We start from the raw sequence: 17,589 nt of genomic DNA on the forward strand, positions 1-17,589 counted from the left end.
GTTTATCTCGTGGTGACCTATGCTTTACTCTTTCTTGCGACCCTTGTTTATATCAATGCGACCTTCAGTGAGAGACTAAAAGAAGAAGTCCTACTCCAAAAAGATAGGCAAATGAGTGATTTGGCTCATTATAGTCAACAAATCGAGCAACTTTATACGGATCTTCGTCGCTTCAGGCACGATTACCTAAATGTCTTGTCTAGTATCAAATATGGCATTGACTCCAAGGATATGGCTATTATTTCCGATATCTACGATAACATCCTTGAAAAAACAAAGACTCGGATTGAAGGAAAACAGTACGAAATTGCCAACTTGATTAATATTAAAGATGAAGCTGTTAAAGGTGTCCTGGCTAGTAAAATTTTGGAAGCACAGGGACAGTCTATTACCATTCACCTTGAGGTCAGCGACGTCTTTGAGGTATCAAGGATGGAATTGTTGGATTTCATAACAGTGTTGTCTATTTTTTTGGATAATGCTATTGAAGCTAGTCTGGATAGCAGTGCTAAAGAAGTAAACATTGCTCTTATCAGTGGAGAGACAAAGGTGGTGATAGTGGAGAATACCATTGCTCAAGAGTCTATCAATACAGTCGGTATCTTTAAACTTGGTCGCTCAAGTAAAGGAGAGGGCCGCGGTATAGGTTTGTCCACTGTTCGAGAGATTTTAGGGAAGTACCCTAATTGTTCTTTGTCAACACAATCTAGAGACTATCGATTTAAACAGACACTAAAAATAGAAGATGTGGTTTGATTATGACGAAAAAACCACCGTTTATGACTTCAATGAAAAATTTAGCTGTCTATATATTATAATAACCTAGTAAATTATCAGAAAAGGAATATCACTCATGAAAAATACAAGTAAACTCATTGGTATCGTGGCAGCTCTTATCGTAGTTATCCTCGCTGTCTTCTTAGTGACTAAGTTTAATAGTCATGAGTCGGCGCGTGTTAGCACAAGTAGTAGTCCAGTCAAGACGGTTAAGAAATCATCTTCAAGCTCAAGTAAGGCTGTTAAGAAGGGTAAAAAATCAACTCAATCATCATCTTCATCAGTTTCAAATGAAGAAAATGACAATCAGACCTCAGCAGTAGCACCTAAAGCTTCTTCTCAAGAACAAGCTCAAGCAGGCGCTACAGATGGTGGTCAAGTGGCTGAAGCAACAACACCAGCTTCTCAAGTTGAAGGTGGTCGAGGTGCTTGGACAGCTACTTCTGGAACATTGACACTTGATGAGGAAACGCCTGTTTATGCTACGCCAGATAAAGACAGTGGAGCTGTTTCTAAACTTCCTGCAGGGGATGTTGATTGGGACAAATATGAAATTTTACCTGATGGAAACTGGTATAGTTTTGTTAAGGATGGTCAACGATACTACATTTCATATTCAGATGTAGGACATTGATAAAAGGTTCAAAAATGAAACATGATGGCATTTAAAGCTGTCGTGTTTTTACTTTATTTTCCATTTTTTTGGAAAAACAACGAATATATAAGTATAATCAGTCATTTTCCGATTATGACAAAAATTGGACAGTTTATGATTTAGGTGTGAACAAGTCAAATAAATTTGGTATACTAATGGACAAGTGAGAAATATTCAGTAATATTCTGTAAAATACTTGTATTGTTTGTCACTGAGTGTTACAATCAAACAGTAACATCAATTCGATAGAGAGAATAATTGATATGAAACGAGAAAAATTTTTACACGAACAACAACGTTTTTCCATTCGTAAATATTCATTTGGGGCAGCATCAGTTCTTTTAGGAGCAAGTTTGGTCTTTGCAGGTCAAGCTTTGGCTGATGAGCATCATGAAGTTTCAACACCTTCAGATGCCACTGTGCGTGCTACCTCAGATAGTGATGCTGTGACAGCAGCTGATATTTTCAGTGGGGTAGCATCAAGTGAGAAAGCTAGCCAAGTCTCAACAACTAGCCAAACCGCTAGTGAAACTGCTACTAGCGAGGCTAGAAGTGAAGTGAGTGCTAGTACCTCACAAGCAGCAGATAAAATTTCTGAATCAACAACTGCTAGCTCAGAAGCGACAAGGAACACAAATGCTTCATCTGAAACAGCCACTAACCTTGAGGTATCTTCCTTAACGATAGCAGCTGTCAATACTAGTTTGGTGAGCCAACCAGCTACAACTACAGACAGCGACCTTCCAAGTCAAGGAACTTATGTTTACAAGGAACGTACAGAGATTAAGAATCAACCCAAGGTGTCTGCCAAGGCTGAATTTTATGTAAATCCAGGAGACAGCGTCCTTTACGATCAAGTCGTGACGGCTGACGGCTACCAATGGATTAGCTACAAATCATACTCTGGCGTGCGTCGTTATGCGCCAGTGAAACCAGTGGCAGCTGGTAGTGGTAACGGTAATAGTGGTAATGGGGATGGCAAGCCTTCTAATGGCACTCAAGCCACAACAGGTGCTTTGAACATCCCAGCGACAGGAACTTTCTACTTTACACGTGACACAGATATTAAGAAAGAACCAAAAGCAGACCTCAAACCTACTTTTGTTTTCAGTAAGGGTGACCATGTTATCTATGACAAAGTTTTGACTGCGGATAATCACCAATGGATTTCTTACCTTGGTTATGACTATGTTCGCTATTATGCAGATGTTGCGACTTTGACACCTGCTAAAGCTGAAACACCAACTGTTAAACCAACAGAGACTAATCAAGCAAAACCAGAAGTTACTGGTGCTGAAAAGCTTCCAGCAAGTGGTACTTATAATGTGACACGTAGCTTGAATGTTAAAAATGAACCTAAGGCCTCAGCAGAAACACTTTATACCTTGGAAAAAGGCTACAAAGTGAACTATGACAAGGTCTTGACTGCGGATAACCACCAATGGATTTCTTATATTAGCTACAGTGGTACACGTCGTTATGTGGATATTGCTACCTTGAAAGCTACTGAGTCTAAGCCACAAGAAAACCGTATTTCTGGTAATCTTACCATTAACAACCAAACGTCTAATGGCTTTGATGTTGTCGTTACTAATGTTTCAGGTGGTGGCAAAGAAGTTAAAGAAGTCCGTGTTCCAATCTGGTCAGATAAAGATGGTCAAGATGACCTCACTTGGTATCATGCTGATAAACAATCAGACGGTAGCTATAAGGTTCATGTAGACACAGCTAGCCATAAGAGTGATGCTGGTACCTATTCTGTGCATCTTTACTATATGTTAGATGGTAAACGAACTTATATTACCGAAACTACAGCCACAGTCCCTGAATCTCAAGTAGCAGGGGAATTGACGATCACCAACCAAACGTCTAATGGCTTTGATGTTGTCGTAACTAATGTTTCAGGTGGTGGCAAAGAAGTTAAAGAAGTCCGTGTTCCAATCTGGTCAGATAAGAATGGTCAAGACGATCTCACTTGGTATCATGCTGATAAACAGTCAGATGGTAGCTACAAGGTTCATGTAGATAAAGCCAGCCACAAGGGCGATGCTGGTACCTATTCTGTGCATCTTTACTATATGTTGAATGGTAAGAGAACCTATATCACAGAAACTACAGCTACAGTCCCTGAATCTCAAGTAACAGGGAATTTGACAATCAATAACCAAACTTCTAACGGCTTCGATGTAGTCGTAACCAATGTTTCAGGTGGTGGCAAAGAAGTTAAAGAAGTGCGTGTTCCAATCTGGTCAGATAAGAATGGCCAAGACGACCTTACATGGTATCATGCTGATAAACAGTCAGATGGTAGCTACAAGGTTCATGTAGATACAGCCAGCCATAAGGGCGATGTTGGTACTTATTCTGTACATCTTTACTATATGTTGAATGGTAAGAGAACCTATATCACAGAAACTACAGCTACAGTCCCTCAATCTACTGAATCTCAAGTAACAGGGAAATTGACCATCAGCAACCAAACGTCTAATGGCTTTGATGTTGTCGTTACCAATGTTTCAGGTGGTGGCAAAGAAGTTAAAGAAGTGCGTGTTCCAATCTGGTCAGATAAGAATGGCCAAGACGACCTTACTTGGTATCATGCCGACAAACAATCAGACGGTAGCTATAAGGTTCATGTAGATACAGCCAGCCATAAGGGTGATGCGGGTACTTATTCTGTGCATCTTTACTATATGTTGGATGGTAAGAGAACCTATATCACAGAAACTACAGCTACAGTCCCTCAAATCACTGAAACTCAAGTGACAGGGAAATTGACCAATAACGGTTCTTACTACAGTGTTCGTGGTAAATACGATGATATTATCATTGTCAATAAGAAGCATGGTCTTTCTAAGGACTACAATCCAGGTGAAAACCCAACAGCTAAGGCAGCCTTTGTTCGCCTTCGTGATGATATGATTAATCAAGGGTTGAATGTTGGACGTTCATACAGTGGTTTCCGTTCTTACGATTATCAAAAGACTCTTTACGACAACTACGTAAGCCGTGATGGTCAAGCAGCTGCGGACCGTTACTCAGCTCGTCCTGGGTTCAGCGAACACCAAACTGGTTTGGTCTTTGATTTGACTGATAAATCAGGTAACTTGCTTGAGGATGCACGAGCTAGTCAATGGCTTAAAGACAATGCACATAACTATGGCTTTATCGTGCGTTTCCAAGCAGGTAAAGAAGCTTCAACCGGCTACATGCCAGAAGCGTGGCATATCCGCTATGTGGGTAAAGAAGCTAAAGACATCCACGATTCAGGATTGAGCTTGGAAGAGTACTTTGGTATCGAAGGTGGCGATTATGCTACTAGCAGCAAACCTGCTGAAAGCAAACCAGCCACTACAGGTGCCATCAACCTTCCAGCGACAGGCACTTATACCTTCACAGGTCGTGCGTCAATCAAGGCAGAAGCTAAGGTTTCAAGCCCAGAGTTGGCCTACTATGACAAGGGCATGAGTGTTAACTATGACAAAGTTTTGACAGCCGATGGTCATCAATGGCTTTCATACATGACAGCAAGCGGTGCTCGTCGTTACGTTGACATTGCAGCAGCTAAGGCAGAGTCTAAGCCAGCAAGTCAACCAGAAGTTAAACCGGTTGCTAAACCAGCGGATAAACCAAGTCTACTAGAATCAGGCACTTATACCTTCACAGGTCGTGCGTCAATTAAGGCAGAAGCTAAGGTTTCAAGCCCAGAGTTGGCCTACTATGATAAGGGTATGAGCGTTAACTACGACAAGGTTTTGACAGCCGATGGTCGTCAATGGCTTTCATACGTGACAACAAGTGGTGCTCGTCGTTATGTTGATATTGCAGCAGCCAAGGCAGAAACAAAACCGGTTGCTAAGCCAGCCGATAAACCAAGTCTCCCAGAGTCAGGGCGTTATACCTTCACAGGACGTGCGTCAATCAAGGCAGAAGCTAAGGTTTCAAGTCCAGAGTTAGCCTACTATGACAAGGGTATGAGTGTTAATTATGACAAAGTTTTGACAGCCGATGGTCACACATGGCTCTCATACATGACAGTGAGCGGTGCTCGTCGTTACGTTGATATTGCTTAATGAAGGAATGAATCAGGTTGGACAATGTGTCCAGCCTTTTTTGATAGCCTTTCTTTATCATGAGATTGAATTTTTCAATTTTTGTGACGTCTTTTGGAGTGCTATAATGGTTAATATAGAATCGAGGTTACTATGAAAATCGCATTGGTACAGATGGATGTTGCTCACGGACAGCCTGTGGAAAATAAAAAGCACGTGAAAGAGATGTTGGAAAGGACGCTTGATGACAATCCCGATGTTATTGTGCTTCCTGAAATGTGGAATACAGGCTATGCTTTAGATGAACTGAATGGGCTTGCAGACAAGGAAGGTTTGGACTCTCAAGAACTCTTGTCTCATTTTGCTAGGAAACATGCTGTGGCTATTATCGGAGGGTCCGTTGCTATTGAGAAGGACGGCAAATTCTACAACACGACCTACGTCTACAATAAGTCTGGGGACCTAATCAATACCTACAGCAAGGTCCATCTCTTTGGCCTCATGGCAGAGGACCAGTACATGTCTGCTGGGTCTTCGGAGTCTGTATTTGAGCTTGATGCTGTGACAGCTGCTAGTGTCATTTGTTATGATATTCGTTTTCCTGAATGGGTGCGAACACAGATGGCACAAGGGGCCAAGGTACTTTTTGTGGTAGCGCAGTGGCCAGAACCTCGTGTGCAGCAATGGGAGATTTTGTTAAAGGCGCGTGCGGTTGAAAATCAAGCTTTTGTAGTTGCTGTTAATCGTGTCGGAACAGGACCAGACGATGTCTTTTCAGGGCATTCTATGGTTATCGATCCACTTGGAAATGTGGTCTTAGAATCCAAGGAGCATGAGGAGGGCATTTTTACGGCCGATATTAATCTTGAAGAGGTAGATAAGGTTCGAGGTCAGATTCCTGTTTTTGAGGATCGTCGCACGGACTTGTATCATTAAGGAGCGTTTATGTTATTTGAAGAATCGGACTTATTGAAGGCATTGCCAGAACAGTTTTTTGCAGGTTTGGTTGCTAAGGTTAATGCCAAGGTGGCGGAAGGAGCAGATGTTATCAATCTCGGTCAAGGCAATCCCGACCAACCGACCTATGACCATATTGTTGAGGCGCTGTGTCTTTCAGCGAAAAATCCTGCTAGCCATAAGTATTCACAGTTTCGAGGCAATCGTCCTTTTAAGGAAGCAGCTGCTAGTTTTTACAGGAAACATTATGGGGTCGATTTGGATGCAGAGCGTGAGATTTGTGTCATGGGTGGAGCTAAAATTGGACTAGTGGAATTGCCTCTAGCTTTGATGAATCCTGGCGACCTCTTGCTCTTGCCTGACCCAGGTTATCCAGATTACTTGTCAGGAGTGAGTTTAGGCCGTGTGACCTATGAAACCTTTCCTTTGACGGCTGAAAATGATTTCTTGCCAGATCTGGATGCCATTCCAGAGGAGACAGCTCGCCGTGCTAAGTTTATCTATATCAATTATCCGAATAATCCGACGGGGGCTGTGGCGACTAAGGCTTTTTATGAAAAGTTAGTTGCCTGGGCTAAGACCTACGAAGTAGGTGTGGTGAGTGATTTAGCCTATGGAGCTTTGGGTTATCAGGGCTATGAGAATCCTAGCTTCTTGTCAACGCCTGGTGCTAAAGATGTGGGCATTGAGTTCTATACTTTCTCGAAAACCTTCAATATGGCTGGTTGGCGTCTGGCCTTTGCGGCTGGGAATGAGCAAATGATTGAAGCCTTAAATCTGATTCAAGACCATCTTTTTGTGGGAATCTTTCCTGCCTTGCAGGAGGCTGGGATTGCAGCCCTCTCAGACCCTAAATCTGAGGAGGCTGTTGCTCAACTGAATGCGACTTATGATAGCCGTCGAGATGCTTTTGTCCAGGCAGCTGCTAAGATTGGCTGGCAGGCCTTTCCATCCAGAGGTTCTTTCTATGCTTGGATGCCTGTGCCAGAGGGGTATACCAGTGAGAGTTTTGCGGATCTTTTGCTTGAGAAGGCCCATGTTGCTGTGGCACCAGGTAAAGGATTTGGTCTTGCGGGTGACGCTTATGTTCGTATTGGGCTTTTGGTAGAGCCAGAGCGTCTGGTAGAAGCGGTCAATCGTATCGCCAACTTGCATTTATTTAATAACTAGATAGCAATCATGAACCAAGTAGTTGAAAAAGACTGCTTGTTTTTTTTCATGTTAATTTCAATTTTTCTTGACAAATGAATAAAAATACAATAAACTAGTTACATAATTATTCAAAAGGGGTGCATAAATGAAAATTTCAATCGTTGGTATCACTGGTTATAGTGGTTTAGAGTTAGTTAAAATTTTGAATAATCATAAAAAAGTGGAACTTGTTTCTATTCACGCAACCAAGGAAGTGGGCCGACGATTGTCTGATGTGTATCCCTATCTGACAGGTGTTTGTGACTTAGAAATTGAAGCTTACAATGCGGAAAAGATTATGCAAAAGGCGGATCTGGTTTTCTTTGCCACACCTTCAGGAGTCGCTAGTACGCTAGCAGAGGAATTTGTTCTGGCTGATTTTCCTATTATTGATTTGTCTGGCGATCATCGCTTGCCAGCAGATGTTTATCAAGAATGGTATAAAAAATCACCTGCTAAGCACAGTGTTTTGAATAAATTTACATATGCATTATCAGAATATGCAGATGTGAAGGATAAGAAATTTATTGCCAATCCTGGATGCTATGCGACAGCGACAGAGTTAGCCTTGATTCCTTTGGTGGCAGTTAGTTTGATTGAAACGGAGAGTGTCATCGTGGATGCTAAGTCTGGTTTAACTGGTGCGGGTAAGGCTTTGAGTGAGTCCAGTCATTTTGTCAATGTTCACGATAATTACGTGACTTATAAACTCAATCATCATCAGCATATTCCTGAGATTGTTCAAACCTTGCAGGGCTTTAATCCGGAAATGCCTGAGATTCAGTTTTCAACGTCGCTTTTACCCGTTAATCGCGGAATCATGGCTACGGTTTATTGTAAGTTGAAGAAGGACGTGACTGTAGCTGATGTGGCTTCAGCATTCACAAAGGCTTATGATGATAAACCTTTTGTACGTGTGCAAGATAATTTGCCAGAACTACACAACGTTATTGGATCGAATTTTACAGATATTGGCTTTGCCTATAATGAGAAAACCAATGTTCTGACAGTTATTTCGGTCATTGATAATCTGCTTAAAGGAGCAGCTGGACAGGCAGTGCAAAATCTCAACCTCATGCAAGGGTGGGATGAGACGGAAGGTTTGCTTCTGACACCGTCATACTTGTAGATGTAAGCATAGAGTTAGGAGAAAAAATATGAAAGTCATAGATGGAACGATTGCAAGTCCGCTTGGTTTTTCAGCTGATGGGCTACATGCAGGATTTAAAAAGAGAAAAATGGATTTTGGTTGGATTGTCTCTGAAAAGCCAGCCAGTGTGGCAGGGGTTTACACGACTAATAAGGTTATCGCAGCTCCTTTGATTGTGACCAAGACCTCGGTAAAAAAGGCTGGGAAAATGAAGGCTATCGTTGTTAACTCAGGTGTGGCTAATTCTTGTACAGGGACCCAAGGATTGGAGGATGCTTACACCATGCAGGAGTGGACCGCTGAAAAGCTAGGTGTTGAACCAGATTTGGTTGGTGTGGCTTCTACAGGGATTATCGGTGAGTTGCTACCAATGGATACACTGAAAAATGGTCTTTCCAAGTTGGTGGTCAATGGGAATGCTGATGATTTTGCTAAGGCGATTTTGACGACAGATACAGCAACTAAGACTATTGCTGTGACGGAGACTTTTGGTCGTGATGTTGTCACTATGGCTGGTGTCGCTAAGGGTTCAGGCATGATTCACCCGAATATGGCGACCATGCTAGGGTTTATTACTTGTGATGCTAATATTTCTAGTGACACCCTTCAATTGGCCTTGAGCCAAAATGTGGAAAAAACCTTTAATCAGATTACAGTTGATGGGGATACTTCGACCAATGATATGGTTCTTGTCATGTCAAATGGTTGCACGCTCAATGAAGAGATTCTGCCAGGTACACCAGAATTTGATAAGTTTTCAAAAATGCTTAATTTCGTGATGCAAGAATTGGCTAAGAAAATTGCCAAGGACGGTGAAGGTGCCAATAAGCTCATCCAAGTTGATGTGGTTAATGCCCCTAATGCCCTTGATGCTCGAATGATGGCAAAATCTGTTGTCGGTTCAAGCCTGGTCAAAACAGCTATTTTTGGTGAAGATCCTAACTGGGGACGTATTCTAGCTGCTGTTGGCTATGCCGGTGTGGACGTTCCTGTGGACAATGTTGATATTATGCTTGGCGGTCTGCCAGTCATGCTAGCATCTAGTCCTGTGACCTTTGATGATGAGGAAATGAAAGACATCATGCATGAGGATGAAGTGACCATTACGGTAGATCTTCATGCTGGACATGAAAAGGGAACCGCATGGGGGTGTGATCTTTCTTACGATTACGTTAAGATTAATGCCCTCTATCACACTTAGACTATCTAAGGAAAAGGAGTTAACTGATGACTACTGAATATATTGTAATTAAGATTGGCGGAGTAGCCAGTAAGCAGCTAACTCCCGAGATATTGGCTAAACTGTCAGAATGGCAGCAGGCTGGTCAGAAAGTTGTTATCGTCCATGGGGGTGGTTTTGCTATTAATCAACTGATGGAGGAGAATCATATTCCAATTCACAAGGTAAATGGTCTTCGTGTGACGAGTCAGTCAGATATGACCTTGATTAAAGAAGCCTTGGTTGACATAGTTGGGAAAAACTTGGCAGGTCAGTTAACACAGGCGGTTTTGCCAGCTTATCAGCTTGTTGATGAATTGCCAGACCTTGTCCATGCTGATTTCTTAGATCAAGAGACCTATGGCTTTGTGGGTGAAGTCAAAAACATCACCAATCAGACCTTAGTAGCACTCCTTTCTCAAGGCAAGATTCCCTTGATTCCTAGCTTGGGCTATAGTGAGCAGGGAGATTTGCTCAATATCAATGCGGATTACCTTGCTAGAGCTGTGGCAATTAGTCTAGGTGCCAAAAAACTTATCCTTATGACAGATGTCAAGGGTGTTTTAGAGAATGGACAGGTTTTAGATCATCTGAATCTTGTGGACGTTCATAAGAAAATAGATTCAGGTGTGATAACTGGGGGCATGATTCCTAAAATTCAAAGCGCTGTTCAGACAGTTCAAGCCGGTGTCGAGCAGGTCATTATTGGTGATAACCTGACAGATGGTACCATAATCAAGGAGTAAGAGATGACAAAACTATTTTCAAACTATAAGCGAGCAGCGATTGATTTCGCTTCGGCACAGGGCAATTATTTGACTGATACAACTGGCAATACCTACTTGGATTTTTCATCAGGTATCGGGGTAACCAATCTGGGCTATCATCCCTCTGTCAATCAGGCTTTGACAGAGCAGGCGGGTAAGATTTTGCACCAGCCTAATCTTTATCACAATCAGTTGCAAGAAGATGTTGCTGATCTTCTAATTGGTGACAGGGATTATCTGGCCTTTTTCTGTAACAGTGGTGCAGAGGCCAATGAAGCAGCCATAAAAATCGCCCGAAAGGCATCGGGTAAACAAGAAATCATTACCTTCCAAAATTCCTTCCATGGTCGAACGTTTGGATCCATGTCTGCCACTGGTCAGGATAAAATCAAACAAGGCTTTGGTGAAGGTGTGCCCCACTTTAGCTATGCTATTTTCAATGACATAGATAGTGTCAAGGCCTTAGCTAGTGACGAAACAGCGGCTATTATGTTGGAGTTGGTTCAAGGGGAATCAGGTGTTCAACCTGCTGATAAGGACTTTGTTAAGGCTTTGGCTGACTTTTGTAAGGAGACGGGTATTTATCTTATTGTAGATGAGGTTCAGACAGGACTTGGTCGTACTGGTAAGCTTTATGCTTATGAGCACTACGATATTGAACCAGATATCTTTACTCTGGCAAAAGGTTTGGCAAATGGGGTGCCAGTTGGTGCCATGCTTGCTAAGTCATCTCTTGGAGAAGCCTTCTCTTACGGAAGTCACGGCTCTACCTTTGGAGGAAATAAACTGGCTATGGCGGCGGCCAAAGCTACGCTTGAAGTTATGTTGGTCCCAGGTTTTCTAGATACTGCCCTTGGAAATGGAAACCAGCTACAAGCAAAATTGCAAGCAGCTTTATCTGATAAAGAGACGGTTACCACTGTACGTGGCTTGGGCTATATGATTGGGATTGAGACTACTGGCAATTTAGGAGAATTGGTCCAGTCGGCTCGAGATAAGGGGTTAATTCTCTTAACTGCAGGGACAAACGTGATTCGTCTTTTGCCACCAATCACCCTAAGTGATGCTGAAATTGAAAAGGGTGTGGCTATCCTATCAGAAATATTTGACTAGAACATAAAAATCACTTGATTCTTGAATCAAGTGATTTCTTTTACTCATTGTCAGTATCAATCTCGCTGAGAAGTCCTTTAGCTGTTGTTGTTGGCAGAATACGGACACGATTAAGTGAGAGAAGACCATCCTTGGCACTGGCTAACCCTTCGTTGGTTGTTAGTCCTAACTTGTAAGTTTTCTTAGCTAGGTCAAGTGTCGTTTGATTGTAGCGACCTGATGGGTAGGCAATGGTATTGACCTTGGTATTGAGTTTATTTTCAAGGAAGTCAATAGAATCCGTTAATTCAACCTTTTGTGTTGCCTTGTCAGTGGCTGACAAATCAGGGTGGTTTACCGTATGAGACTGGAAGCTCATACCGTGAGCCATCATTTCTTTCATCTGTTTGACGGTAAGATTTCCAGCATTTCCCTTCTTAACAAAGCCAGTGATGACATTGTTGGTTGCCTTAGCCTTGTATTTTTTGAGAATCGGATAGGCAATCGTATAGAAATCTTCGTTACCATCATCAAAGGTCAGCCAGACAACCTTCTTAGCAGGCAAGGCATTTTCAGTGAAGGCTTTGTAGGCTTCTTCAGGCGTTAGGAAGTAGTATCCTGCCTTCGCCAAGGCCTTGATTTGTGCCTCGAAGAGGTCTGGGTCAACGATAAGGTTGGCGTTGGAGGCTTCAGATGGATCCATGACGTGTACCGCATGATACATTAGGATAGGGATTTGGACAGGTTCGTCATAGGTTTTCCATTTAGCTGTCGTCTTAGACTGACTGGTCTGAGCCTGTTGTTGCTTGCTTTTCGACTGATTTGGTCGGTTAAGCATAAAGACTGCTAGTAAGCCAAGAAGGACAATATTTAGGAAAAGCAGAAGAAGGTTCAGTTTCTTTCTGTTAGCTTGAGTTGTTTTTTTCTTTTGAGAAGTCATTGTATCCCCTTTCAAATAGGTCTAGTTATTATTCTAACAAAAATGGGATGGAAATGCACAGAATTTTCAGTAAAAAGAATACTTGCCTCCTTAAATGGCAACAATATTCTGTCAATTCCGATAGAAATGTGGTACAATTAAAAAAATGTATGTTTTTAAGGAGAAATCGTAAATGTCTATTAAAATTGGATTGCTTGGCTTTGGTACAGTAGCTAGCGGTATTCCTTTCCTCTTGAAGGAAAATGGTGAAAAGGTTCTTGCAGCCTCACGTGACCAACTCGAAATTGCCAAAGTTTTGGTTAAAGATGACGAGGAAAAAAATCGTCTTATCGCTGCCGGAAACGACTACAATTTTGTCACAAATGTTGACGAAATCCTTAACGATGAAGAGATTCAAATCGTTGTTGAATTGATGGGTCGTATCGAGCCAGCTCGTACCTTCATCACAAAAGCACTTGAAGCAGGTAAAAACGTTGTTTCTGCTAACAAAGACTTGATTGCTACTCATGGAAAAGAGTTGATTTCTCTTGCCCAGGATAAGGGAGTGGCTTTCTACTATGAAGCTGCTGTTGCTGGTGGTATTCCAATTTTGCGTACTTTGGCTAACTCTTTGACGTCTGATAAGGTGACACGTATCCTTGGTGTGCTTAACGGAACATCTAACTTCATGATGACTAAGATGGTTGACGAAGGTTGGTCATATGAGGACGCTCTTAAGACTGCCCAAGAACTTGGTTATGCTGAAAGTGATCCAACTAACGACGTTGAAGGTATTGACGCTGCTTATAAAGCTGTTATCCTTAGCCAATTTGGTTTTGGTGCCACAATTGATTTCGACGATGTGACTCACAAGGGGATTACAAACATCTCTACTGATGATGTAGCTGTTGCTCAAGAATTGGGTTATGTCATCAAATTGGTTGGTGATGTGCGCGAAGTAGAATCAGGTATCTCTGCAGAAGTATCGCCAACATTCTTGCCAAAAAATCACCCACTTGCTAGCGTTAACGATGTTATGAATGCAGTCTTTGTTGAATCTATCGGTATTGGCGAATCAATGTACTACGGTCCAGGTGCTGGTCAAAAACCAACAGCAACATCTGTTTTGGCAGATATTATCCGTATTGCTCGTCGTCTTTCAGATGGCAATGTTGGTAAACCATTTAACGAGTTCCGTCGTGACTTGCCATTGGCTAATCCAGCAGATGTTAAGAGCAACTACTATTTTGCCCTTGATACGCCAGACGAAAAAGGTAAAATCCTTCACTTGTCTGAAATCTTCAACTCAGAAGATATTTCATTTGAACAAGTCTTGCAACAAAAAGCAAATGGCACAACAGCTCGTATCGTTGTGATTACACATGCTATGTCTAAGACACAACTCAAAGCTGTTACTGAAAAACTTGAAGCAGCAGAAGACTTCACTGTTGTCAACACATTGAAAGTTTTGTCTAACTAATTGATAAGCCCATACTGGTGCGTATAAGAAAGGTATTCAAGGAGAAAAGTCGCTGATGGCTTTCCTCCTTTTGGTGTATTATTATGAAAATTACTGTTCCAGCAACATCTGCCAATATTGGTCCAGGTTTTGACTCTGTGGGTGTTGCCGTTTCTAAATATTTGACAGTCGAGGTGCTTGAACCAGCGGATGCATGGCATATTGAACATGATTTGGGAGATATTCCTTCAGATGAAAATAACCTCCTCATTTCAACTGCCTTGCAAGTTAAGTCTGATTTGCAACCCCATAAATTGGTGATGGCATCAGATATTCCCTTGGCGCGTGGGCTAGGTTCTTCAAGTTCTGTTATTGTCGCAGGAATCGAGTTAGCCAATCAATTGGCAAACTTGCAGCTCTCAGACGATGATAAACTTGATATTGCAACCAAGATTGAAGGTCATCCGGACAATGTTGCCCCAGCTATTTTTGGGAATCTCGTTGTAGCCTCTTATGTGGATGAACATGTTAATAGCATCGTGACAGACTTTCCAGAGTGTGCCTTTGTAGCCTTCATTCCGAGCTATGAACTTAAGACGTCCGATTCACGTGGGGTACTTCCAAGTGACCTGTCTTACAAAGAAGCTGTAGCTGCATCATCTATTGCCAATGTTGCCATTGCTGCCCTCTTTGCAGGCGATTTGGTTAAGGCGGGACATGCTATTCAAGGGGATATGTTCCACGAACGCTACCGTCAAAAATTGGTTAAAGAATTTGCGACTATTAAGGAATTGTCAGGCCAATACAGTGCTTATGCGACCTATCTTTCAGGCGCTGGCCCAACAGTTATGACCCTGACGCCAAATGATCAGGCTGAAGCTCTTAAAACGGCTATCGATGGTCTTGGTTTAGATGGTGAAACCTTCATCCTGTCTGTGGATAAAGCAGGTGTTGTGGTTGACTAGAAAAAATCAAGGGCTACTCTTTGGTCTAGCCACCTATATTCAATGGGGATTTTTATCCCTTTTTTGGAAGCTTTTAGCAGGTGTTTCGGCTTACAGCACCTTCTCGTGGCGGATTGTTTTTACAGTGGTGACTATGCTGACTTACGCCCTAGTTGCTAAGCAAAATACCCGTTTCAAAGGGGAGCTTGTGGAACTTTGGCAGGATAAGAAAGCCTTGCTTCGTATGCTACTTGCTAGTTTTCTCATAGCAGCTAACTGGTTGATTTATATCTATGCTGTGGGTCATGGTCAAGCAACGCAGGCTAGCCTGGGCTATTACATTATGCCTATTGTTTCTATCCTGTTTGCCCTCATTTTTCTTCGTGAATCATTGAGTAGGAGCATGTGGGCAGCAGTAGTATTGGCCTTTATAGGAGTACTGGTTCTTGTTGCCAATACAGGAAAACTTCCCGTTTCATTGGGGTTAGCTCTGAGCTTTGGTTTCTATGGTCTAATCAAAAAGGGGGTTAGGCTCTCCAGTGACGTAGCCATGCTAGTGGAAAGTGGCTTGCTACTACCTTTTGTAGCTATCTATCTCGTTTTCTTTTCTCCAGAATCATTTTCTTCCTATTCGAGCATGGAAATGTTTCTCCTAGCCATATCCGGTGTGGTGACGGCCGTTCCCTTGCTTTGCTTCTCAGAAGCAGTCAAAAGGGCACCGCTTAACCTTATTGGTTTCATCCAGTATCTTAATCCTACGATTCAACTTCTGGTAGCCATCCTCATTTTTGGTGAGACGGTCAGCTTTGGAGAGTTGAAAGGCTTCCTCTTTATCTGGATGGCCATACTAGTCTTTGTAACTGGCCAAATAGTAACATTTCGTAGAAGTTCCTGATAGCTATCGGGAACTTTTTATGATGTTGTCCTAAAAATGAGCCAAGTTTATCTGACAATTTTAGAACTTTAAGATATAATAGTAGTATTAGATTAAAATAGCGGAGAATTTTATGCGAAAAATGAAAAAGCTAGCGGGCTATCTGCTTCTGCTCGCTATCCCAGTTGCCATCGCTGCAGGCCTGTTTATCTTTAACGGTTCAGGTTATCGCTTGTCAGAACAAGATGCAGCCGACATTGCTTACAAAAATGCAGGTGTCAAAACTTCTGAGATTTCTCAATCAACAGTTTCGAAAGCACGTTCTGGGCTTCACGGAAGTTATGAGATTAGTTTCACAACGTCAGACAACCATTTTGAGTATACAATTGATGGTCAGTCAGGATCTATTTTGAAACATAAGAGTGACCATCCAACAACTAAGGATAAGGATGACGCTCAAAAAAGTGAAGAACCTAAAGACGAGACTCAACCTAGTGAAAGCAAGGAAGAGACAGCAGTATCCAAAGAAACTGCACAAACAACAGCTCTTAACCATGCTGGCCTAGCTGAAGGTTCTGTGACAAACTTGAAAACGGAATTGAAGACTGAAGGAGATGGTAAGGTCTACAATATCAGCTTTGACTATGCTGCTAGCGGTCTACGTTATAAATACGCGGTAAATGCTGATTCGGGAGCTATCGTAGCCTATACGACTGAGTATCTCACAGGGGCTGCGACTCCTGCTCAGTAGGTCGCAGATAGAGTGAAAGCTCTCCTTATTATTAAGGAAAATCCTTGCAATTTCTCTGAAATGGTGTAAACTTAAAGTGAAAACGGTAACAGTAGCTGTAGATGTTGCCGTAGAATCAAGGAGGCTTTGACCATGAAAGAATTCCAAGCATTTAAAGACACGCTTAGCAATAAGGCTCTCAAAGCCATTTACGAAGAAAGTAAATTGGAAGTCCAAGACGAAACAACTGAAGGTACAGAAGCCTTCTCACTAGCCTTGGCAACCCAAATGGCTATCAATCTACTCGAAAGCTATGAAAAATGGCTAAAAGAAGAAAGAGCTAAGGAAGAAAAATAAGATGAAATCCTTGTCGGAAGACAGGGATTTTTCTAATGGAAAATAAAGTTATCTAGAATATAGATTATCTGTCTTGAAATATATATAATACCATCATTCATGTACTCAAAATAAAATAAATGCTTTTACTTATGATAAATGAGCCATTTCTTGTGAAAAAAGGTCTCGATTTTAGCCGATGTTTTGTTACAATGGTTTCAGCAAGTTCCTTAAGAGAGGAGTAGAGAGATGATTTTCTTGGTGGTTAGGATAATTACTATGATATTAGGGGTTAAAGTTACTTACCTGCTATTGTGTTATTTTATTAGTCATACACAGTCCGAACATGTTTTAATAAGAGCACATCAAAGACGAGTTGCAGCTGGGAAAAAGCTCAAAGATGTTTGTGGGCTTGAATTAAAAGTTCATAAAGAACATTTTCAGAAGGATTTTGGAGGAAAGTGATG

16 protein-coding genes are annotated in these 17,589 nt (G+C 41.9%); 15 read left to right on the forward strand and 1 reads right to left on the reverse strand.

The window, feature by feature from the left end; all coding sequences use genetic code 11:
• The 9 genes from PCY16_RS00005 to PCY16_RS00045 all read left to right on the forward strand — a co-directional run.
• Nucleotides 1-756 (forward strand): sensor histidine kinase (locus PCY16_RS00005; protein ID WP_301353161.1); only part of this gene is annotated, 756 nt, incomplete at its 5' end.
• A gap of 97 nt (nt 757-853) precedes the next feature.
• Entirely contained in the window at nt 854-1,411 is a 558-nt protein-coding gene (locus PCY16_RS00010; RefSeq protein ID WP_070576508.1) for a transcriptional regulator, read from the forward strand.
• A 284-nt stretch (nt 1,412-1,695) separates the two neighbouring features.
• Nucleotides 1,696-5,505, forward strand: coding sequence for an LD-carboxypeptidase LdcB/DacB (gene ldcB / locus PCY16_RS00015; RefSeq protein ID WP_301353164.1), 3,810 nt, complete (start codon nt 1,696-1,698; stop codon nt 5,503-5,505).
• Between the two features lie 132 nt (nt 5,506-5,637).
• A complete protein-coding gene (locus PCY16_RS00020; RefSeq protein WP_038675444.1) occupies nt 5,638-6,420 on the forward strand; it encodes a carbon-nitrogen family hydrolase in 783 nt (260 codons plus the stop codon).
• A 9-nt stretch (nt 6,421-6,429) separates the two neighbouring features.
• Complete coding sequence (locus tag PCY16_RS00025; protein ID WP_038675446.1) at nt 6,430-7,611, forward strand: pyridoxal phosphate-dependent aminotransferase; 1,182 nt, start codon at nt 6,430-6,432, stop codon at nt 7,609-7,611.
• 127 nt (nt 7,612-7,738) lie between these two features.
• Nucleotides 7,739-8,761 carry an N-acetyl-gamma-glutamyl-phosphate reductase gene (argC, locus tag PCY16_RS00030; RefSeq protein ID WP_195414164.1) on the forward strand — a complete coding sequence of 341 codons (1,023 nt, stop codon included), beginning with the start codon at nt 7,739-7,741 and terminating at the stop codon, nt 8,759-8,761.
• Between the two features lie 28 nt (nt 8,762-8,789).
• Nucleotides 8,790-9,983: a bifunctional glutamate N-acetyltransferase/amino-acid acetyltransferase ArgJ gene (gene argJ, locus PCY16_RS00035; protein ID WP_195414163.1), complete on the forward strand. Its 1,194-nt coding sequence runs from the start codon at nt 8,790-8,792 to the stop codon at nt 9,981-9,983.
• A gap of 26 nt (nt 9,984-10,009) precedes the next feature.
• Complete coding sequence (gene argB / locus PCY16_RS00040) at nt 10,010-10,747, forward strand: acetylglutamate kinase (RefSeq protein ID WP_195414162.1); 738 nt, start codon at nt 10,010-10,012, stop codon at nt 10,745-10,747.
• A 3-nt stretch (nt 10,748-10,750) separates the two neighbouring features.
• Complete coding sequence (locus PCY16_RS00045) at nt 10,751-11,881, forward strand: acetylornithine transaminase (protein WP_195414161.1); 1,131 nt, start codon at nt 10,751-10,753, stop codon at nt 11,879-11,881.
• A 40-nt stretch (nt 11,882-11,921) separates the two neighbouring features.
• On the opposite strand, the gene PCY16_RS00050 is transcribed toward PCY16_RS00045, so the two are convergent.
• Nucleotides 11,922-12,800 (reverse strand): polysaccharide deacetylase family protein, encoded by an 879-nt coding sequence (locus PCY16_RS00050; RefSeq protein WP_037599506.1) that lies wholly within the window; start codon nt 12,798-12,800, stop codon nt 11,922-11,924.
• 172 nt (nt 12,801-12,972) lie between these two features.
• On the opposite strand from PCY16_RS00050, the gene PCY16_RS00055 reads away from it, so the two are divergent.
• The 6 genes from PCY16_RS00055 to PCY16_RS00080 all read left to right on the forward strand — a co-directional run bounded on the left by PCY16_RS00055 (nt 12,973) and on the right by PCY16_RS00080 (nt 17,587).
• Complete coding sequence (locus PCY16_RS00055) at nt 12,973-14,259, forward strand: homoserine dehydrogenase (RefSeq protein ID WP_002890168.1); 1,287 nt, start codon at nt 12,973-12,975, stop codon at nt 14,257-14,259.
• Nucleotides 14,260-14,342: 83 nt separating this feature from the next.
• A complete protein-coding gene (gene thrB / locus PCY16_RS00060; RefSeq protein WP_195414160.1) occupies nt 14,343-15,203 on the forward strand; it encodes a homoserine kinase in 861 nt (286 codons plus the stop codon).
• Nucleotides 15,196-16,077: an EamA family transporter RarD gene (rarD, locus tag PCY16_RS00065; protein WP_195414159.1), complete on the forward strand. Its 882-nt coding sequence runs from the start codon at nt 15,196-15,198 to the stop codon at nt 16,075-16,077. Before thrB ends, rarD begins: the two co-directional genes overlap by 8 nt.
• A gap of 112 nt (nt 16,078-16,189) precedes the next feature.
• Nucleotides 16,190-16,807, forward strand: coding sequence for a PepSY domain-containing protein (locus PCY16_RS00070; protein ID WP_195414158.1), 618 nt, complete (start codon nt 16,190-16,192; stop codon nt 16,805-16,807).
• A gap of 132 nt (nt 16,808-16,939) precedes the next feature.
• Nucleotides 16,940-17,143 carry a hypothetical protein gene (locus PCY16_RS00075; protein WP_002886082.1) on the forward strand — a complete coding sequence of 68 codons (204 nt, stop codon included), beginning with the start codon at nt 16,940-16,942 and terminating at the stop codon, nt 17,141-17,143.
• A 228-nt stretch (nt 17,144-17,371) separates the two neighbouring features.
• Nucleotides 17,372-17,587, forward strand: coding sequence for a hypothetical protein (locus PCY16_RS00080; RefSeq protein WP_195414157.1), 216 nt, complete (start codon nt 17,372-17,374; stop codon nt 17,585-17,587).
• The last annotated feature ends 2 nt before the right edge of the window (nt 17,588-17,589 follow it).

The sequence above is a fragment of the Streptococcus sp. SS4 genome (genome assembly GCF_030440125.1).
Taxonomy (GTDB): Bacteria; Bacillota; Bacilli; order Lactobacillales; family Streptococcaceae; genus Streptococcus.